General features: G+C 59.7%; 15 protein-coding genes. All 15 read left to right on the top strand.

The features are described from left to right. Positions 1–126 precede the first annotated feature (126 nt). The gene (gene mfd, locus ACESLM_RS12270; RefSeq protein ID WP_372631864.1) at positions 127–3,648 is read left to right on the top strand and encodes a transcription-repair coupling factor; all 3,522 of its coding nucleotides are present in this window, start codon (positions 127–129) and stop codon (positions 3,646–3,648) included. After that, positions 3,635–4,705, top strand: a complete 1,071-nt coding sequence (locus ACESLM_RS12265) for a peptidylprolyl isomerase (RefSeq protein ID WP_372631863.1) — start codon at positions 3,635–3,637, stop codon at positions 4,703–4,705. Before mfd ends, ACESLM_RS12265 begins: the two co-directional genes overlap by 14 nt. Positions 4,706–4,956: 251 nt before the next feature. After that, positions 4,957–5,745 (top strand): methionine ABC transporter ATP-binding protein, encoded by a 789-nt coding sequence (locus tag ACESLM_RS12260; protein ID WP_372631862.1) that lies wholly within the window; start codon positions 4,957–4,959, stop codon positions 5,743–5,745. After that, complete coding sequence (locus ACESLM_RS12255; RefSeq protein WP_372631861.1) at positions 5,742–6,410, top strand: methionine ABC transporter permease; 669 nt, start codon at positions 5,742–5,744, stop codon at positions 6,408–6,410. The genes ACESLM_RS12260 and ACESLM_RS12255 overlap by 4 nt, the downstream gene beginning before the upstream one ends. Before the next feature lie 37 nt (positions 6,411–6,447). Further along, positions 6,448–7,305 (top strand): MetQ/NlpA family ABC transporter substrate-binding protein, encoded by an 858-nt coding sequence (locus ACESLM_RS12250; RefSeq protein ID WP_372631860.1) that lies wholly within the window; start codon positions 6,448–6,450, stop codon positions 7,303–7,305. A gap of 375 nt (positions 7,306–7,680) precedes the next feature. Then, entirely contained in the window at positions 7,681–8,949 is a 1,269-nt protein-coding gene (urtA, locus tag ACESLM_RS12245; RefSeq protein WP_372631859.1) for an urea ABC transporter substrate-binding protein, read from the top strand. Between the two features lie 99 nt (positions 8,950–9,048). Continuing rightward, the gene (urtB, locus tag ACESLM_RS12240; RefSeq protein WP_372631858.1) at positions 9,049–9,957 is read left to right on the top strand and encodes an urea ABC transporter permease subunit UrtB; all 909 of its coding nucleotides are present in this window, start codon (positions 9,049–9,051) and stop codon (positions 9,955–9,957) included. Positions 9,958–10,011: 54 nt separating this feature from the next. Then, complete coding sequence (gene urtC / locus ACESLM_RS12235; protein ID WP_372631900.1) at positions 10,012–11,106, top strand: urea ABC transporter permease subunit UrtC; 1,095 nt, start codon at positions 10,012–10,014, stop codon at positions 11,104–11,106. After that, positions 11,057–11,845 (top strand): urea ABC transporter ATP-binding protein UrtD, encoded by a 789-nt coding sequence (gene urtD, locus ACESLM_RS12230; protein WP_372631857.1) that lies wholly within the window; start codon positions 11,057–11,059, stop codon positions 11,843–11,845. Before urtC ends, urtD begins: the two co-directional genes overlap by 50 nt. Further along, complete coding sequence (gene urtE, locus ACESLM_RS12225; RefSeq protein WP_372631856.1) at positions 11,823–12,530, top strand: urea ABC transporter ATP-binding subunit UrtE; 708 nt, start codon at positions 11,823–11,825, stop codon at positions 12,528–12,530. Before urtD ends, urtE begins: the two co-directional genes overlap by 23 nt. 87 nt (positions 12,531–12,617) lie before the next feature. Then, positions 12,618–13,268: an energy-coupling factor ABC transporter permease gene (locus ACESLM_RS12220; RefSeq protein ID WP_372631855.1), complete on the top strand. Its 651-nt coding sequence runs from the start codon at positions 12,618–12,620 to the stop codon at positions 13,266–13,268. A 14-nt stretch (positions 13,269–13,282) separates the two neighbouring features. Then, a complete protein-coding gene (locus ACESLM_RS12215; RefSeq protein ID WP_372631854.1) occupies positions 13,283–13,651 on the top strand; it encodes a PDGLE domain-containing protein in 369 nt (122 codons plus the stop codon). After that, entirely contained in the window at positions 13,648–15,420 is a 1,773-nt protein-coding gene (cbiQ, locus tag ACESLM_RS12210) for a cobalt ECF transporter T component CbiQ (protein ID WP_372631853.1), read from the top strand. The genes ACESLM_RS12215 and cbiQ overlap by 4 nt, the downstream gene beginning before the upstream one ends. 514 nt (positions 15,421–15,934) lie before the next feature. Beyond that, positions 15,935–16,477 (top strand): stage V sporulation protein T, encoded by a 543-nt coding sequence (gene spoVT, locus ACESLM_RS12205; protein WP_372631852.1) that lies wholly within the window; start codon positions 15,935–15,937, stop codon positions 16,475–16,477. 159 nt (positions 16,478–16,636) lie between these two features. After that, positions 16,637–18,231, top strand: a 1,595-nt coding sequence (locus tag ACESLM_RS12200; RefSeq protein ID WP_372631851.1) for an oligosaccharide flippase family protein, incomplete at its 3' end; no start/stop codon positions are given.

Genomic DNA, 18,231 nt, shown 5'->3' with positions numbered 1-18,231 from the left:
GCAGGCAGTATATTATTCATTTGGCTTCGACGATCGAGCGCAGTTAACCGGGGCGCGCGCAGCAGCGCTTCGGAGAGACGGGGGCGCGTCGGTCGTGGAAGGTTGGTTTCGGAGAGGGGAAATGCCATGAAGCCGTTAATCCAATCGCTCGTTAAGGATCCCGATCTCATCAGCGTCATTCAAGGACTGAAAAGCGGAATGCGGGAGCAGCTCGTCGCGGGCTTATCCGGTTCCGCCAGGCAGGCGGCGATCGCCGGCATGTATCGGGAGTTGGGGCGGCCGATTCTCATCGTTACGCACAATATGTTCTCGGCGCAGAAAATCGCGGACGACCTGCAGGAGTGTCTATCGTCGGACGAGGTGTTGCTGTATCCCGCCAACGAGCTGATCGCCGCGGAGACCGCAATCTCAAGCCCGGAGACGTCCGCGCGGCGGCTGGACGCCGTACTCAAGCTCGCGGATGGCTTCCGCGGCGTTATTGTCGTGCCGTTCGCGGGGGTTCGGAGATTCCTCCCGGATCGCCAGACGATGTCGGAGGCGCACATCGTGCTGCGCGTCGGAGAGAATCTGCCGATGGAGCAGTTTCTGCGCAGAATGGTCGAGCTCGGCTACGAGAGAGTCGATCGGGTCGAACAGAAAGGCCATATGAGCGTGCGCGGAGGCATCGTCGACTTCTTCCCGCTCGCTTCCGCGCTCGCTTATCGCGTCGAATGGTTCGACGACGAGATCGATTCCATCCGCACGTTCGATCCGGCCGATCAGCGTTCGATCGACAAGGTGGAGACGTATACCGTGCAGCCGAGCCGGGAATGGATCGCCGTAGAGAGGAGATTCCAGAACGCGGCCCAGCATGCCCGGGACCTTCTCGACAAGCAATTGGAGAGAATGACCGACCGGCAGGCCAAGGAGCGGCTGAGCTCCGAGATTTCCCGGGAAATTGAGCTTTTGCGACAAAATGTGTATTTTCCCGAGATTTACAAATATATTTCTCTGCTCTATCCGGAACGCCAGACGCTGCTAGACTACATGCCGAAAGATACGATCCTGCTGATGGACGAACCGAACAGGCTCGGAGAAACGGCACGCCAGCTGGAACGCGACGAGTCGGAGTGGACGACCCATCTTCTCCAGCAGGGCAAGTCGCTTCCGGGTTACGTGCTGGCCGTATCGGCGGAGCAGGCGCTCTATCCGAAAGGGTTCCAGACCGTCTACCTGTCGCTCTTCGTCCGGCAAATTCCGCATACGCAGCCCCAAAATATTATCAACTTCGTCTGCCGCTCGATGCAGAACTTCCACGGTCAGATGAACGTGTTGAAGGCCGAGACCGAGCGCTGGCGCAAGAGCGGCATCCGAATTTTGATGCTCGCGGGCAACGCGGAGCGAGCCGATCGGATGAGGCGGGTGCTTGAAGACTATCAGATCGAGCCTCCGGAGATTTTGCAGGGCAACTTGCAAAGCGGCTTCGAGCTGCCTGCCATCAAGCTGGTCGTCATTACCGAAGGCGAAATGTTCACGCAGAAGCAGCGCAAGGCCAGAAGAGTCGATCGTCATCTGGACAACGCGGAGCGTCTTAAGAGCTACACCGAGCTGAGGGTGGGCGACTATGTCGTGCACCAGAATCACGGCATCGGCAAGTATCTCGGCATTGGAACGCTTGAAGTCGGCGGCATTCACAAAGATTATCTTCACATCGTATACGCGGGAGGAGATCGTCTCTCCGTACCGGTAGAGCAATTCGATCTGATCCAGAAATACGTCGGCAACGAGGAGAAGGAGCCGAAGATCAGCAAGCTCGGCGGCGCGGAATGGAACCGGGCCAAGTCGAAGGTCCGTTCTTCCGTGCAGGATATCGCGGACGATCTGATCAAGCTCTATGCGGAGCGGCAAGCGACGACCGGCTTCGGCTTCGGCGATGATACGCCGTACCAGCAGGAATTCGAAGAGATGTTCCCGTACGAAGAGACGACGGACCAGCTGCGGGCGATCCAGGAGATCAAGAAGGATATGCAGACCCCGCGCCCGATGGACCGCCTGCTGTGCGGAGACGTCGGCTACGGCAAGACGGAGGTGGCGATACGCGCCGCGTTCAAGGCCGCGATCGAGGGCAAGCAGGTAGCCGTGCTCGTGCCGACGACGATTCTGGCGCAGCAGCACTTCGAGACTTTCCGGGAGAGGTTCTCCGGCTATCCGTTCAACATCAAGGTGCTGAGCCGTTTCCGGAGCCGCAAGGAGCAGACGGAGACGATCAAAGGATTGAAGGCCGGCACCGTCGACGTGGTCATCGGAACGCACCGGATTTTGTCCCAGGACATCGTGTTCAAGGATCTCGGGCTGCTCATCGTCGACGAAGAGCAGCGCTTCGGCGTGACGCATAAGGAGAAGCTCAAGAAGCTCAAGACGAACGTGGACGTGCTGACGCTGACGGCAACGCCGATTCCTCGCACGCTCCATATGTCGATGCTGGGCGTGCGAGACCTGTCGGTCATCGAGACGCCGCCGGAGAACCGGTTCCCCGTGCAGACTTACGTCGTCGAATACAGCGCGACGCTCGTTCGCGAGGCGATCGAACGCGAGCTGGCCCGCGACGGACAGGTTTATTATCTGTTCAACCGGGTGCAGGGAATTTACCAGACGGCGGAGCAGATCAGCGCGCTCGTGCCCGATGCCAGAATCGCCGTGGCGCACGGCCAGATGTCGGAGCAGGAGCTGGAGAGGACGATTCTGGACTTCCTGGACGGAGAATACGACGTGCTCGTCAGCACGAGCATTATCGAGACCGGAGTCGACATTCCGAACGTCAATACGCTGATCGTGCACGACGCGGACAAAATGGGGCTGTCGCAGCTCTACCAGCTGCGCGGACGCGTGGGGCGCTCGAATCGGATCGCTTACGCCTACTTTACCTATCAACGGGACAAAGTGTTGACCGAAGTGGCGGAGAAGCGCCTGCAATCGATCAAGGAATTCACGGAATTGGGATCGGGCTTCAAGATCGCCATGCGGGATCTGTCCATCCGCGGAGCGGGCAATCTGCTCGGCGCGGAGCAGCACGGATTTATCGCGTCGGTCGGCTTCGACCTGTATTCCCAGATGCTGGCGGAAGAGATTCAGAGCCGCAAGCTGCAATTGGGCGGGGACGTCGTCCCTCCGTTGCCGGTGAACACGCAGCTCGACTTGGGCGTGGACGCTTACCTGCCTCCGGAATACATTTACGACAGCATTCAGAAAATCGAAATTTACAAGAAGGTGGCCGCCGCCGCCTCGTTGGACGACGTCGAAGATTTGTTCGAGGAACTCATCGACCGTTTCGGAGAGCCGCCTAAAGCGGTGCTCAATCTGATGGCGGTCGCCAGGCTGAAGGTGTACGGGCGCAAATACGGCATCGAGTCGATCGTTCGCAGGGGCGACGACGTGACGTTGAAGCTGGAGCAGCGCCGCCGCGCGGATATCGACGAGAAGAAGCTGAAGGCGTTGGAGGCGAAATTCCAAGGCCGGATGGCATCCGCTCTGGGCGATCCGCAGCCGATGATCCGCTTCAAGGCACGAGGGTTGGATGAGAACGCTTTATTGGCGCTCTTGGAGGATTTTCTGGTACAATACAAAGAAGCGACAAAATCGAAGGGGGAACTACAGGATGTTGCACCATAGAAGCATGCCGTATCGTCGGCTCGCTTTGTTAACGCTGGCGGCGGTCATGCTGGTCGCACTGATGTCCGCGTGCGGCAAGAAGGAGAAAGATACCGTAATTGCTACCTACAATAACGGGGGACAGGTAACGGATAAAGAGTTCGAGAAGTATATCGCTTACCAGATTTTGAGCGGCAACAGCCAGATCGCCATGTACGCGTCCATCCCGCAAATCAAGGAGCAGCTGGTGAAGCAGTACATCGCGGCCAAGGTGCTCGGCGACCAAATCTCCGCTGAGGAGAAGGACAAGGTCAAGAAGGACTCCAAGACGTTCAAGGAGAACGTGGAGAAGGCGCGCAACACGCAGCCGGATTTCAAGCAGCAGCTGAAGGATAACGACCTTAGCGTGGCCGACATGGTCGCTTTCTACGAAGAGACGCTTAAATTCCAATCTTACTATTCCTCCAAGGGCGAGGAATTCAAAACTCAGGTAACGGACGAAGAGATCAAGGCGGAGTTCGACAAAGCTCCGTCCGACTATAACGTCGTCACGGTCCGCCATATTCTGATCGGAACGAATGATCCCAACACGGGAGCCGAGCTGAAGTCGGAGGAAGAGGCGCTCAAGACGGCCGAAGACGTGAAGGCGAAGCTCGAAGCCGGTGGGGACTGGGAAGCTCTGGCCAAGGAATATTCCACGGACGACGGATCGAAGAACAACGGAGGCTTGTACGAGAAGCAAGTCGCCGGAGACTGGGTCGCGGAGTTCAAGGAAGCGGCCAACACGCAGCCGGTCGGCGAGATCGGCGAGCCGGTCTTGACGCAATTCGGCTACCACGTCATCAAGGTCGAGAGCCGCGAGGAAGCGACTTCCGCGGACAAGCTGTCCGAGGAGTCGAAGGAATCGATCAGCATGCAATTGGCTTCGACCAAGCTGAACGAATATATCGTCAGCGAACAGGACAAGCTGGGCATCGTCGTTACGTTGCCTCAGGAGCCTTCCGAATCGCCTAGCGCGTCGGAATCCCCGGCAGAATCGCCGGCTGAGTCTCCAAGCGAATCCCCGAGTGCGTCGTAGTCGGCGTCCGCTCAATAATCGACCTAAACATAAGGCGTTCGAATCGCCTGCCTGAGCGGCGGGAAGGTTCGAACGTCTTTTTTGCCAATAATTACGGTTGACAACTCGCGGTTTTTCTAATAAATTAAATAAAAACCAATTGAATTACTTGGGATTATAGGGTTGACCAGTCAACTGGAAACCAAGCGATGCGGCGGAATTTCGTGATTCCGTGTGCGTTGGCTTGGTTTTTTTGTCGAGGAGTGAGGGACATGATCGCGATAAGCAATCTCAGCAAGTCCTACAAAACCGCAAGCGGCGTGTTCAAGGCGTTGAACAAACTGGACCTGACGATCGAGAAGGGGGACATTTACGGAATTATCGGCTTCAGCGGCGCCGGTAAATCCACGTTGGTGCGCTGCATGAACCGTTTGGAGGAACCCGACGAAGGGACGGTCGCAATCGGCGATACGGTCATTACGGAGCTGGAGGGCAAGCGGCTTCGCGAAGCCAGGCAGAAGATCGGCATGATCTTCCAGCAGTTCAACCTGCTCGACGGCAAAACGGCATTTCAGAACGTCGCCTTCCCTTTGAGGGTGGCCGGTCGGGATAAGACGTTCATCCGCAAACGGGTGACGGAGGTGCTGGAGATGGTGCAGCTCTCCGACAAAGCCGGACACTATCCGTCTCAGCTCAGCGGAGGTCAGAAGCAGCGGGTGGGAATCGCCCGCGCGCTGGTGAACGAGCCGGACGTGCTGCTCTGCGATGAAGCCACCTCGGCTTTGGACCCGCAGACGACCTATTCGATTCTGGAGCTGCTCCAGTCGATTAACCAGCAGCTCGGATTGACGGTCGTGCTGATTACGCACGAGCTCGAAGTGCTCCAGCACATTTGCAATAACGTCGCTGTCATCGAGCAAGGGGAGATCGTCGAGACCGGAACGGTCGATCAGTTCTTTCTCAATCCTCAGAGCGATACCGCCCGCCGATTCGTCAACATTGTCGAACGATATCGGCAGAAGCGGAAGCTCGCGGTGGAAGGGGTCGGAGCCGGCATATGAGAGACGACTTGTTCGAATTGCTGTGGGAGGGTTTGCGAGAAACGCTGTACATGCTCGTCTGGTCGTCGTTTTTCGCCTTTTTGCTCGGGATGCTGCTGGGGATTACGCTGGTGGCGACCGAGAAGGGAGGCGTTCTGGAAAACCGTCCGATCCACAAGATCGTTAGCCTGGCGATCAATGGTGTCCGTTCTCTACCGTTTATTATTCTGATCGTTCTGCTGATCCCGGTGGCGAGATGGGTTATCGGAACTTCTCTGGGACCGACGGCCGCGGTCGTGTCGTTGTCGATCGGAGCCGCGCCGTTCCTGGGAAGGATCGTGGAGAGCGCGCTCAAGGAAGTGGCATCGGGGAAAGTGGAAGCGGCCAAGTCGTTCGGCGCCTCGCCGCTGGACATCCTCTTCCGCGTGCTGATTCCCGAAGCGCTGCCGGCTCTGGTGCGGAGCTTGACGATCGCGGTCATCGCGATTACCGAGCTGACGGCCGTCGCCGGGGCGATCGGAGCGGGAGGGCTGGGCAGCTTGGCCATTCGGTTCGGCTACCAGAGGTTCCGGGAAGATATTTTATTCGCTACCGTCATCGTCATTATTTTGCTCGTTCAGGTCCTTCAGTGGACCGGAGATTCGATCGTCCGATCGATTAACAGAAGGCGATACAAGCCGGAGTAACAAGGTCAAAACAAATATAAATCAGGAGTGAAGGGTTATGACTAAGAAGAAAAATGGGGTCGTTCTTATTTCGATGTTAGTGCTGGCAAGCGCGGTTCTGGCGGGCTGCGGCTCGAAAAACAACAACGGGGGCAGCGCATCTCCGTCCGCTTCGCAGTCTTCGTCCGGGGCGTCCGAAGTGACGCTGAAGGTCGGAGCTGCGGCCGTTCCCCACGCCGTCATTTTGAACTTCGTTAAGCCCGCTCTGAAGGAGCAAGGCGTAAACCTGGACGTCGTCGTATTCGACGACGAAGGGCAGCTGAATCCGGCGCTGCACGACAAGCAGATCGACGCGAACTACTTCCAGCACGTTCCTTACCTGGATTCGGTGAAAGGCGAGAAGGGCTACGACTTCGCCGTAACGACGAAGGTTCACGTTGAACCAATCGGGTTCTACTCCAACAAGCTGAAGTCGAAAGACGAGATCGGCGAAGGGGCGACAATCGGAATTCCGAACAATCCGTCGAACGAATATCGCGCGCTCGTGCTGCTTGAGCGCCAAGGTCTCATCAAGCTGAAGGAAGGAATCACGACTTACGAAGCGACTCCGAAGGATATCGTCGACAACCCGAAGAACCTGAAGTTCATCGAAGCCGATTCCGCGACACTGCCGCGCTCCTTGCCGGATCTGGACGGAGCGATCATCAATACGAACCTGGTGTTGGAGGCGAAGATCGATCCGAACTCCGCTCTGTTCCGCGAGGACGCCAACTCTCCGTACGCGAACATCATCGTCGTTCGGACCGGAGACGAGAACAACGAAGCGGTGAAGAAGCTCGACGCCGCGCTGACGACGCCGGAAGTGAAAAAATTCATTGAAGATACTTACGGGGTTGCGGTCGTTCCGGCATTCTAACCCGGCGCACACGAGTTGCAGCTTCCCCCCCCCTCCCTTCGTTCACACGCCCGTCATTTCTTCATTTCAGCGGATTCATTCAAGAAGTGAGCTGTCTCATCAGGCGACTAAACCTGCCTTTGAGACGGCTCCTTCTTGTTTTTCGAAGAGAGTCTCCGGAGTTCCGCTGCCGATAGTGTTATATTTGGGTAATAATACATAACACAATATAGCAAAAACACGTCTAAAGATTCGAATTTCAGTAATTTATGTAAGTTATATTGACACAAAAACTAACATAACCATATAATGTCACTAACGAACGACCGGGTCGTAACAAGACCTGAACGTTCGTAAATAGAGAAAAACCAAAACAAAGGATTGGGGAGTGGAAGGATGAGGAAAGTCGGCTGGTTAAAAGGTTTTGCAACGGTGTTGGCGGCAAGTTTGGTGTTGGCGGGCTGCGGGGGCGACAAGAACAACGAAGCGGGAGGCGCCTCTGCCACAGGTTCGCCGTCCGCATCGGCGTCCGAAGCGGCGGCGAGCGGAGACAAAATCAAGGTAGGCATCTTGCATTCCTTGAGCGGAACGATGTCCATCTCCGAAGTAACCGTGAAAAACTCCGAGCTCATGGCGATCAAGGAGATCAACGCCAAAGGCGGCGTGCTCGGCAAACAGATCGAAGCGGTCGTGGAAGACGGCGCATCGGACTGGCCGACGTTCGCCGAGAAAGCCCGCAAGCTGCTGTCGGAAGACAAAGTCGCAACCGTGTTCGGCGGCTGGACGTCCGCGAGCCGGAAAGCGATGCTTCCCGTATTCGAAGAGCTGAACGGTCTGCTGTGGTATCCCGTTCAGTACGAAGGCATGGAATCTTCCCCCAACATTTTCTACACGGGCGCAACCACGAACCAGCAGATCGTTCCTTCCATCGATTTCTTGCTTGAGCAAGGCAAGAAGAAAGTGTTTCTGCTCGGCTCCGACTACGTATTCCCGCGGACCGCGAACAAGATCATCAAGGCGCAGCTCGCCGCTAACGGCGGAGAGACCGTCGCCGAAGAATATACGCCGCTTGGACATACGGACTACACGACGATTATCGCCAAGATCAAGGAAGCGAAGCCGGATGTCGTCTACAATACGCTGAACGGAGACAGCAACGTCGCGTTCTTCAAGCAGCTGAAGGATGCGGGCATTACTTCCGCCGACCTGATGACGGTCTCGGTATCCATCGCGGAAGAAGAAGTGAAAGGGATCGGAGCGGAGTACCTGACCGGACATCTGGTCGCTTGGGACTACTTCCAGACGACGGATACGCCGGAGAACAAAGTGTTCGTCGAAAGCTTCAAGAAGGAATACGGCGAGGACAGCGTGACCAGCGATCCGATGGAAGCCGGTTACGTGGCGGTCTATCTCTGGGCGGCCGCGGTCGAGAAGGCGGGCTCGTTCGAGGTAGACAAAGTGAAGGAAGCGGCCAAGGGGATCGAATTCAACGCTCCCGAGGGCAAGGTGACGATCGACGGCGACAACCAGCATATCTACAAAACCGTTCGCATCGGGGAGATCAAGGAAGACGGCCAGATCGTGGAGCTGTGGAATTCTGGCGGCCCCGTCAAGCCGGACCCGTATCTGGCTACTTATGAGTGGGCGAAGGGCTTGAGCGAATAACGACGCTGCGGTCGCGGTCTCGGCTGGGGAAGTGTCCGGTGCAAGCCGGAGCTTCCCCTCGCTTGTCCATGCGGCCAGTGAGAGACGGGGGTTACGAGGATGGAGATCTGGATTTCGCAGCTGTTCAACGGGCTTAGCGTCAGCTCGATTCTGCTGCTCATCGCTCTCGGTCTGGCCGTTACGTTCGGCCTGATGAGAGTCATCAACATGGCGCACGGGGAATTCATCATGATCGGCGCCTACGGGGCGTATATGACGCAGCAAATTTTCAAATCGGCATTGCCCAGAAGCCTGTTCGACGCTTATTTTCCGGTGGCTCTTCTCGCCAGCTTCGTCTTGGCTTTCGCGATCGGTTATCTGCTCGAAGTGACGCTCATCCGTTTCTTGTACGGTCGGCCGCTCGACAGTCTGCTCGCCACCTGGGGCGTCGGATTGATGCTGCAGCAGCTGGCGCGGACGATCTTCGGCGCGCCCAACGTGGCGGTGTCGAGCCCGACTTGGCTGGACGGAGGCTGGGCGCTCATGCCGGGCGTCGTGCTGCCCTACAAGCGATTGTTCATCATCGCGCTGGTCGCGTTCTGCTTGTTCGCGATGTACTTGTATATTTACCGCAGCAACGCCGGGCGGCGGATGCGGGCAGTCATGCAGAACCGCGACATGGCAGCCTGCCTCGGCATCTCGACCAGGCGAGTAGACGCGTTCACGTTCGCGATCGGCTCCGGCATCGCCGGCATTGCCGGCTGCGCGCTGACGCTGATCGGGCCGATCGGCCCTTCGATCGGCACGTACTATATCGTCGACGCGTTCATGGTCGTCGTGCTCGGCGGAGTCGGCAAGCTGGTCGGCACGGTCGCGGGAGCGCTCGGCATCGGAGTGTTCAATACGCTGTTCGAATGGTGGACGGACGCCTCGCTCGGCAAGGTACTCGTGTTCCTCTGCATCGTCGCTTTCCTGCAATGGAAGCCGATGGGGATGTTCGCGGTCCGGTCCCGCTCGTTGGACGGCTAAGCAGCCGTCCCGCAACAACGAACTCGCGCAATGGAGGTGATCGCGGTGCAATGGATGTCCCGCCTGCCGCGCCGGGCTTGGCTGCTGATCGGCTATGCGGCCGCTGCCGCCGCCCTGTTCTCGGCGCCGCTATATTTGAACGATTTTCGGTTGAATCTGCTTGCGAAATGTCTGGCGTTCGCGATCGTCGCGCTCGGACTCGATCTGCTGTGGGGCTACACGGGCATTCTGAGCTTGGGCCACGGCGTGTTCTTCGGACTGGGAGCCTACGCGATGGCGATGCACTTGAAGCTGGCCGCCGGAGGCTCGCGCATCCCCGACTTCATGGGCTGGATGGGGCTGACGAAGCTCCCGTGGTTCTGGGAGCCGTTCAAGAGCTTCGCCTTCGCCGCCGCCATGGGTCTGATTCTTCCTTCGGCGCTGGCGCTGCTGCTCGGTTTCTTCACGTTCCGGAATCGGATTCGCGGCGTTTATTTTACGATTCTGACTCAGGCGCTCGTCATCATTACGGTTACGTTGTTCGTCGGACAGCAGGCTTACACGGGAGGAACGAACGGCCTGACCGGGTATACGAAGCTGTTCGGATACAGTCTGACGTCGGGCACGGCGAAGACGCTGGCGTATCTGGCGACGGCGGCGGCGCTTCTCGCGGCGTTCGCGGTCTGCAGGTACTTGGTCAACAGCCGGTTCGGGAAGGTGCTTAGGGCGATCCGGGACGGGGAGAACCGGACGCGGTTTCTCGGTTACGATCCGGCTTATTACCAGATGGCGGTGTTTGCCGTGTCAGCCGGTCTCGCGGGACTGGCGGGCATGCTGTTCGTGCTCCACGTCGGCATTATCTCCCCGACGATGATGGCGATCGTGCCGTCGATCGAGCTCGTGCTGCTCGTGGCGATCGGGGGCCGGGGAACGCTGATCGGCGCCGTCATCGGAGCTATTCTCCTGACCCAGGCGAAAAGCCAGCTCAGCGCTTCTTATCCGGACTTCTGGCTGTTTCTGCTCGGGGCGTTGTTTATCATCGTGACCGTGTTTATGCCCGGAGGCATTGTCGGATTGATCCGGCAAGCGCGCCAGGCCATTCTGAGGAGGCGGAGCGAAAATGAAATCACCCTCGATTCTATCGTGCCAAAAAGTAACGGTGTCGTTTGACGGGTTCAAGGCGGTGCAGGAGATGAGTCTGGAGCTGGCTTCAGGCGAGCTGAGATTTCTGATCGGTCCCAACGGGGCGGGCAAGACGACGATGCTGGACGCAATCTGCGGCAAGGTGAAGCCGGCCGGAGGCGTCGTCGAGTTCCGCGGCCTCAAAGGTACGGTAGACGTCACGAGGCGCAAGGAGCACGAGATCGCGCAGCTCGGCATCGGACGGAAGTTCCAGACCCCTTCGATCTTCTCCGGCCTGACGGTCGAGGAGAACCTGGAAATCGCGATGGCGCAAAATCGCGGCGTATGGGCAACGCTGAGAGCGGCGATGACGAAGGCGGACCGTGAACGGGTGGATGCGGAATTGGAGCTGATCGGCCTCGAAGACAAGAAACGGCTGCGCGCCGGATTGCTGTCCCACGGAGAGAAGCAGTGGCTGGAGATCGGCATGATGCTGCTTCAAGAGCCGGAGATTTTGCTGCTCGACGAGCCGGTGGCGGGGATGACGGACAAGGAGACGGACAAGACCGGAGAGCTGCTGCGGGAAATCGTGCGCAAGCGCACGGTCGTCGTCGTGGAGCACGACATGGAGTTCGTGCGGAACTTCGCGAGCAAGGTGACCGTCATGCACGAGGGCAAGCTGCTGAAGGAGGGCTCGATGGACGAGGTGCAAAGAGACGACCGGGTCGCGGAAGTGTACCTGGGCAGGAAAAGGCGGGATTACGATGCTGTCGGTTCAACGGCTTGAAGCGGGTTACGGGGAAAGCGTCATTTTGCGGGACGTGTCGCTAAGGGTGGAGCCGGGCCAGGTCGTCTGTCTCATGGGGCGCAACGGCGTGGGCAAGTCGACGCTGGTGAAGAGCATTATGGGGCTGCTTAAAGCGAGAAAAGGCGAAATTTCGTTCAAGGGAGAGGTCGTGACGAAGCGGGCTCCCGGAGAACGGGCGAAGCGGGGCATCGGTTACGTCCCGCAGGGGCGCGAAATTTTTTCTCAACTGACGGTGTACGAGAACTTGCGAATCGGCCTTGAAGCCCGCCGGAGCTCCGCCAAGCGGCGCAGCAAGGACATTCCGCCGGAGGCCGTCGAGAAGTTCCCGATCCTGCCGACGTTCTACAAGCGCCGAGGAGGGGACCTGAGCGGCGGTCAGCAGCAGCAGCTCGCGTTCGCGCGGGCGCTCATCGCGGAGCCGGATCTGCTCGTGCTCGACGAGCCGACGGAAGGCATTCAGCCGTCGATCGTGGACGACATCCAGGACGTCATCCGCTCGATCCGCGACGAAGGCAAAACCGCGATCCTGCTCGTGGAACAAAGTCTCGACTTCGTTCGCAGCGTGGGAGATTACTTTTACATTATGGAGAAGGGTTCGATCGTATGGCAGGGCGGCCGCGAGGACCTGGACGATCCTGCCGTGATGAAGCACTTGACGATCTAGGGCGTGTATGCAAACCCGATCTAGCAGGAAAAAGGCAGGTCCCTGACAAATAATACAACATACGAAATCGCAGAGGGGATAGAGAAAATGCACATACCGGACGGCTTTCTGGATGCGAAAGCTTGCATTGCGACCGGCGCGCTCGGCGCGGGGGCGATCGCCTACGGGCTGAAGAAGACGAAAATGACGCTGGCACGGCCGGAGGTGCCGAAGATCGCGCTGATCGGGGCTTTCATCTTCGCGGCGCAGATGCTGAACTTCCCGGTGTCCGGAGCGACGTCGGGACACTTTCTCGGCGGGGCGCTCGCGTCGATTCTATTCGGGCCGGCGGTAGGCGTCGTCATGATGTCGGCGGTGCTGATCGTGCAGGCTCTGGTGTTCCAGGACGGAGGGTTGACCGTGCTGGGCGCGAATATTTTCTGTTCCGGGGTCATCGGCTCTTACGTCGGATACGGCGTCTATCGGCTGGGCTTGACGCTGCTTCGCGGCAAGGCGACCAAGGCGGTCACGTTCCTGGCGGCCTGGTGTTCGATCGTAGCGGCTTCCTGCGCCGTCGCTGTGCTGCTGGCGTGGTCGGGTACGTTCCCGCTCAACGTCGCGCTGACGGCGATGGCCGGCTGGCATAGTCTGATCGGCATCGGAGAAGGTCTGGTCACCGCGCTGGTCGTCGCTTATTTGGCGGAGCGGAACGTGACGTTCGACTCGGCTTCCGCAAGCAAGGAGGCGTCGGCGGTATGAGCAGGAGAGATCCCGTGAATGAAACAAAGGAACGGTCGGCGGAGCGGGCCGATACGGGCGATGCGCGAGTGGAGGTGACCGGCAAGAAGCGCAAATGGCTGGTGATGGCCATCGTGACGCTGCTGGCTGCCGGAATCGTGTCTTACTTCGCATCTCCTCATCCGGACGGACTGGAGCGGGTCGCGGAGGATCACGGTTTTCTGGAGAAGGCGAGCGAGCCTTCCTGGAGGGCCTGGATTCCGGATTACGAGGTTCCGGGCATCTCGTCGCCTATGCTGAAGGTCGGCTTGGCAGGCGTCATAGGAGCGGCAATCCTGTTCGGCGTGCTCTACGCGATCAGCAGGCCGTTGTCGGCGAAGCAAAGAGAAGAAGGCCGCGAATGAGCAAGGCGATCGTTACGCTTCATGAACAGGAAGGGATCCATCCGTTGATCGCCAAGCCGTCCCGCCGGCTGTGGGCGGTCGCCGCGCTGCTGTGCGCGACGGTGGCGACGGGGAATCCCTATGTACTGGCGGCGGCCGGGGGCGTTCTCCTGCTCCTGCTGCTCTGGTGCGGAATATCCATAAGATGGATTGTCGGTCGCATGCTGCTTCTGCTGCCTTTTGGAGCGGGGGCGGCGCTTTTTATTCCCTTTCATACCGAAGGGACCGCGGTTTGGACAGGGCTTGGATTCGTCGCTACGGAAGAAGGCGTGCTTAAGGCTGCCGTCATCCTTCTGAAGCTGGCCGTCGCCAATCTGCTGCTCACGTATTTGCTGGCCGTAACGCCTTTGTTCACGCTTCTGCGCAGCTTGCGCTCCGTCGGGGTGCCGGCCGTGCTGCTGGAGCTGATTTTGCTGATGGTGAGATACTTCTTTCTGCTTAAGGAAGAGGCGGCAAGCATGCTTAAGGCGCAGCGGGCGCGGGGAATGAGCTTCCGAGGCTGGCGCTGGGGGCCGCGAACTTACAAGCGGTTCGGCGAGCTGGCAGGCGTACTGTTCCTGCGGTCGTACGAGCGGAGCAAAAGAATCTACATCGCCATGTCGGCCAGAGGCGGACTGGAGGGGGAGAAGACGACGAATAAGGTGCGTTCCGGGAAAAGAGCCAGGGGAGAAATGCGCATAGAGGAACGGTACCCGAAAGAAGGAAAAAAGGCGCGCGCAGGGGAACGATCCGGGGGAGGAAGCGGGGAAACGCGTACAGAGGAATGTCCTCGGGGAGAAGGAGAAAAGGTGCACGCAACAGGGACGGGAGAGGCGGCTGTCAGGTCGAGTAGGCGTGACGAAGGGGAATTGGCCGTAGAAGTCCGAGGCGTCAGCTTCTCTTACGGCAAGTTGAAGGCGCTCGGCGGCGTTTCCTTCGAGATTCCCGTCGGCTCCAAGGTCGCTCTGATGGGGCCGAACGGAGCGGGCAAGTCAACGCTGATCTCTCTGCTGAACGGCTTGGAGCTGTCCCAGGCGGGAGAGGTTCGGCTGTTCGGGGAGACGGTGAAGCGGGACAACGGAGAGCGGCTGCGGCGCAGAATCGGCGTCGTGTATCAGGACCCGGACGATCAAATTTTCTCCTCGACGGTGGAGGAGGACGTGGCATTCGGCCCCCGCAACATGGGATTGTCCGAAGAGGAGGCGGAGGAACGGGTCGAGACGGCGCTGGCCAGCGTCGGCATGGACGGCATGCGCAAGCGGTCTCCCTTCGAACTCAGCTACGGCCAGAAGAGACGGGTCGCCATTGCCGGCGTGCTGGCTATGAGGCCGGACCTGATCATTCTCGACGAGCCGATGTCCTTCCTCGATCCGAAAGGCCGGGACGAGCTTCAGGCGCTGCTGGAGAAGATGGCCTCGGCCGGAATGACGGTGGTCGTGGCAACGCACGACGTCGATTTCGCTGCGGAATGGGCGGATCGCGTGCTGCTGCTCAAGGACGGCAGGCTGCTCGCTTCCGGCACGGTCGAGCTGCTGTTCGACGACGGGCTGATCGAGCAGGCGTCGCTGCATCTGCCGCGGCTCGCCAGGCCGTTCCGCTTGTTGGACGAGGCGACCGACGCCAAGCCGCGCACGGTGAAGCAGGCCGCGCAGGCGATCTGGAAGCTGATCGCAAGAAGCTCTTCCGGCGGTTTCGCCGGCGCGGTTGACCCGGAGGACTCGGTCGCCAAGTCGAGGCCGGGCGGCGGATGAGCGCGCATGCTGAGTCTCAGATAAGTGGTGTGCCGGATCAAAATAGGATTAGGCGTCGGGACAAGGGCAAGTCGAGTGCCGGACAAGAACAAGTCGGTTGTCGAAAACAGAAAAGGGAGCTATGCGGCGGAAAACGGGGATACAACGGGAGAAACTAGAAAAAGTTGGCATTTCGGCTGGCTAGAACGCTCTACAAACGCCATTAACGTCCAAAACCGCGTTGGAGAAAAGAGGAAACCGGGCGGTCGTTCATGCTAAAATAGCCAATGGACGGATGAAGGGCCAAGCCCCGTCCCCCATGCACCCCCGACGGAACGAGACGAAAGCCGTCTCGACTGGAGGAATACGTCAGCCGAGGGCGAACGCATAAGAAAATGGGAGAGGTTGAATACTACCCTTACGATTCGAGATCTCTTTTTCCGACTGTACAAGGTTCGTCATACAGGCTGGCAAGCCATCCGCGCCGGCGGCAGCAGCAGAGCGAATACATCAACGAAAGTGGGGCAACACGAGCATGAAAGCAACCGGAATTGTACGCCGCATCGATGACCTCGGAAGAGTCGTCATTCCCAAAGAAATTCGTCGCACCCTCCGCATTCGGGAAGGAGATCCGCTGGAAATTTTCGTGGATCGCGACGGTGAAGTTATCCTCAAAAAATACTCACCGATCGGCGAGTTGGGCGATTTCGCCAAGGAGTACGCCGAATCGTTGTCCGAGAGCACGGGGCACATCGCCATGATCTCCGACCGGGATACGTTCATCGCGGTGGCCGGCGTCTCCAAGAAGGAATATCTCGACAAGGCGATCGGCAACCTGCTCGAAAGCTGCATGGAGAATCGCAAAATCATTCTCGAGTCGTCTCCGGGCAGCCACGAGGTGCTCAGGGACATATCCGAGTCGATCAGCTCGTTCGCAGCGGCGCCGATCGTGGCGGGAGGAGATCCGATCGGCACGGTCGTGCTGCTCAGCAAGGACGACTCGGTGAAGATGGGCGCAATGGAGAGCAAGATGGTCGAGACGGCCGCGGGCTTCCTGGCGAAGCAGATGGAGCAGTAAGACAGAGCGCAATGGACGAAAAAGTTTCCCCGGACGGATGGCTTCGCTCCCGTTCTTAGGGAAGCTTTTTTGCTTTACGGCTTTCGATTATAATCAAGTCACGGGAACAGGACGGAGAAATGCGGAAGCGGTTCGACCAAGGAATGGGGAATGGGCGGCATGCGAATCGAATACGAAACCGGGAGTCCGGGGAAAAAAGCGCTCTGGCAAGGGGCCGCCTTGCTCGGAGGAGCGGCCCTGCTGACGAAGCTGATCGGCACCTTGCAGAAAATTCCGCTGCAGAATCTGGCCGGAGACGAAGTGTTCGGACTGTATACCGCCGTGTACGCGCTGGCGATCATGTGGATGACGCTGGCCTCGGCGGGCATCCCGGTGGCGGTCAGCGCCCTGGTCGCCGAGAAGGCGGCGAAGGGCGACGAAGAGGGCGCGATGCGCGTGCTTCGCTGGGCCGGCGGCCTCATCGGGCTTATCGGACTGGCGATGTTCCTCGCGCTGTGGCTGGGAGCGGACGCGTTCGCCCGATGGATGGGGCTGGAAGCGGCGGCTCCGGCCATTCGAATGTCCTCGCTCGCGCTGTTGTTCGCTCCCGCCACGGCTGTGCTCAGAGGCTATCACCAGGGCCGGATGCAGATGCTTGGGCCGGCGGTGTCCCAGCTCGTCGAGCAGATGGCGAGAGTGGCGTTTATGCTCGTCGCGCTGGCGGTCGCGCTGGGCGGGGCATGGTCGGCTTCCGCCACGGCGGCGGCCGTGCACGGCGGTTTGGCGGCGGGAGCGATTGCCGGGCTGCTTGTTATGGCCTGGTTCTCCGCGCGTGACCGGCGGCGAGCAGCTGAGCCGGTCGTCCTTCGGGCTTCCGGAGCCAGGAAGCGCTTCGGAGCGGCGGGAGAGGCTGTTGTAGAGACGGTGGCAGCCGGAAGGGCGAGCGAGCTTTCCGGACGATCGGACGGTGTCAGGAAGCGTACCGGAGAGGACGGGACGGTGACAGAGTCGACACTGGCCGGTCGCGAGGGTAACGTCGCTGCGGGTCGACCTGCCGGACGGGTCGTCATCTGGGGCGAGACTCGAACCGAGCTCGTGAAGCGGATTATTCGGGTTGCCGTGCCGGTGGCGATCGCCTCGGTCGTCGCGCCGATGTTCGCGCTGATCGATGCGTTCTCCATCCCTCGTCTGCTCGACGAGGGCGGATCGTGGGCGCTCGCCCAGTTCGGCATCTACAGTCGCGGAATCGCGCTGCTGCAATTGGTCATTCTAGGCGCGTCCGGAGCGGCGGCCGCGCTTGTGCCCGCGTTGACGGCCGCCCGGGCGCGCGGAGACGAGGGAGAGCTCGTCGGGCGGGCGACGTTTGCGCTGCGGATGGCTTGGTGGTTCGGCTGCGCGGCAGCAGTGGGCTTGGCGCTGCTTGCGGCGCCGATCAATACGGCGCTGTTCGGCGACGACAGCGGCTCCGGTACGATGGCGCTCGTTGGGCTGGCCGCCGCCGGAGGCACGCTGCAGGCGGTCAGCGCCGCCCTGCTGCAGGGCATGGGCGAGCTGAGGGCGCCCGCCGTCAACCTTGCCGCTGCCGCGCTGCTCAAGCTGTCGCTGAACGTTGCCCTCGTGCCGCAGCACGGCATCGCGGGCGCCGCCGCAGCCATCGCGATCGCCTACGCGATCGCCGCAACCCTCAACGCGCTGTCCCTGCGCCAGCGCGTCCAACTGCCTGCCCCGCGCGCGCGGCTCGCGTGGCGCTCCGTCGCTGCGCTGGCCGCCATGGC

This window comes from Cohnella sp. (genome assembly GCF_041641335.1).
Lineage (GTDB): Bacteria > Bacillota > Bacilli > Paenibacillales > Paenibacillaceae > Cohnella.
Note: the sequence above shows the minus strand (reverse complement) of the source record. Positions and strands in the feature narration are given on the sequence as shown.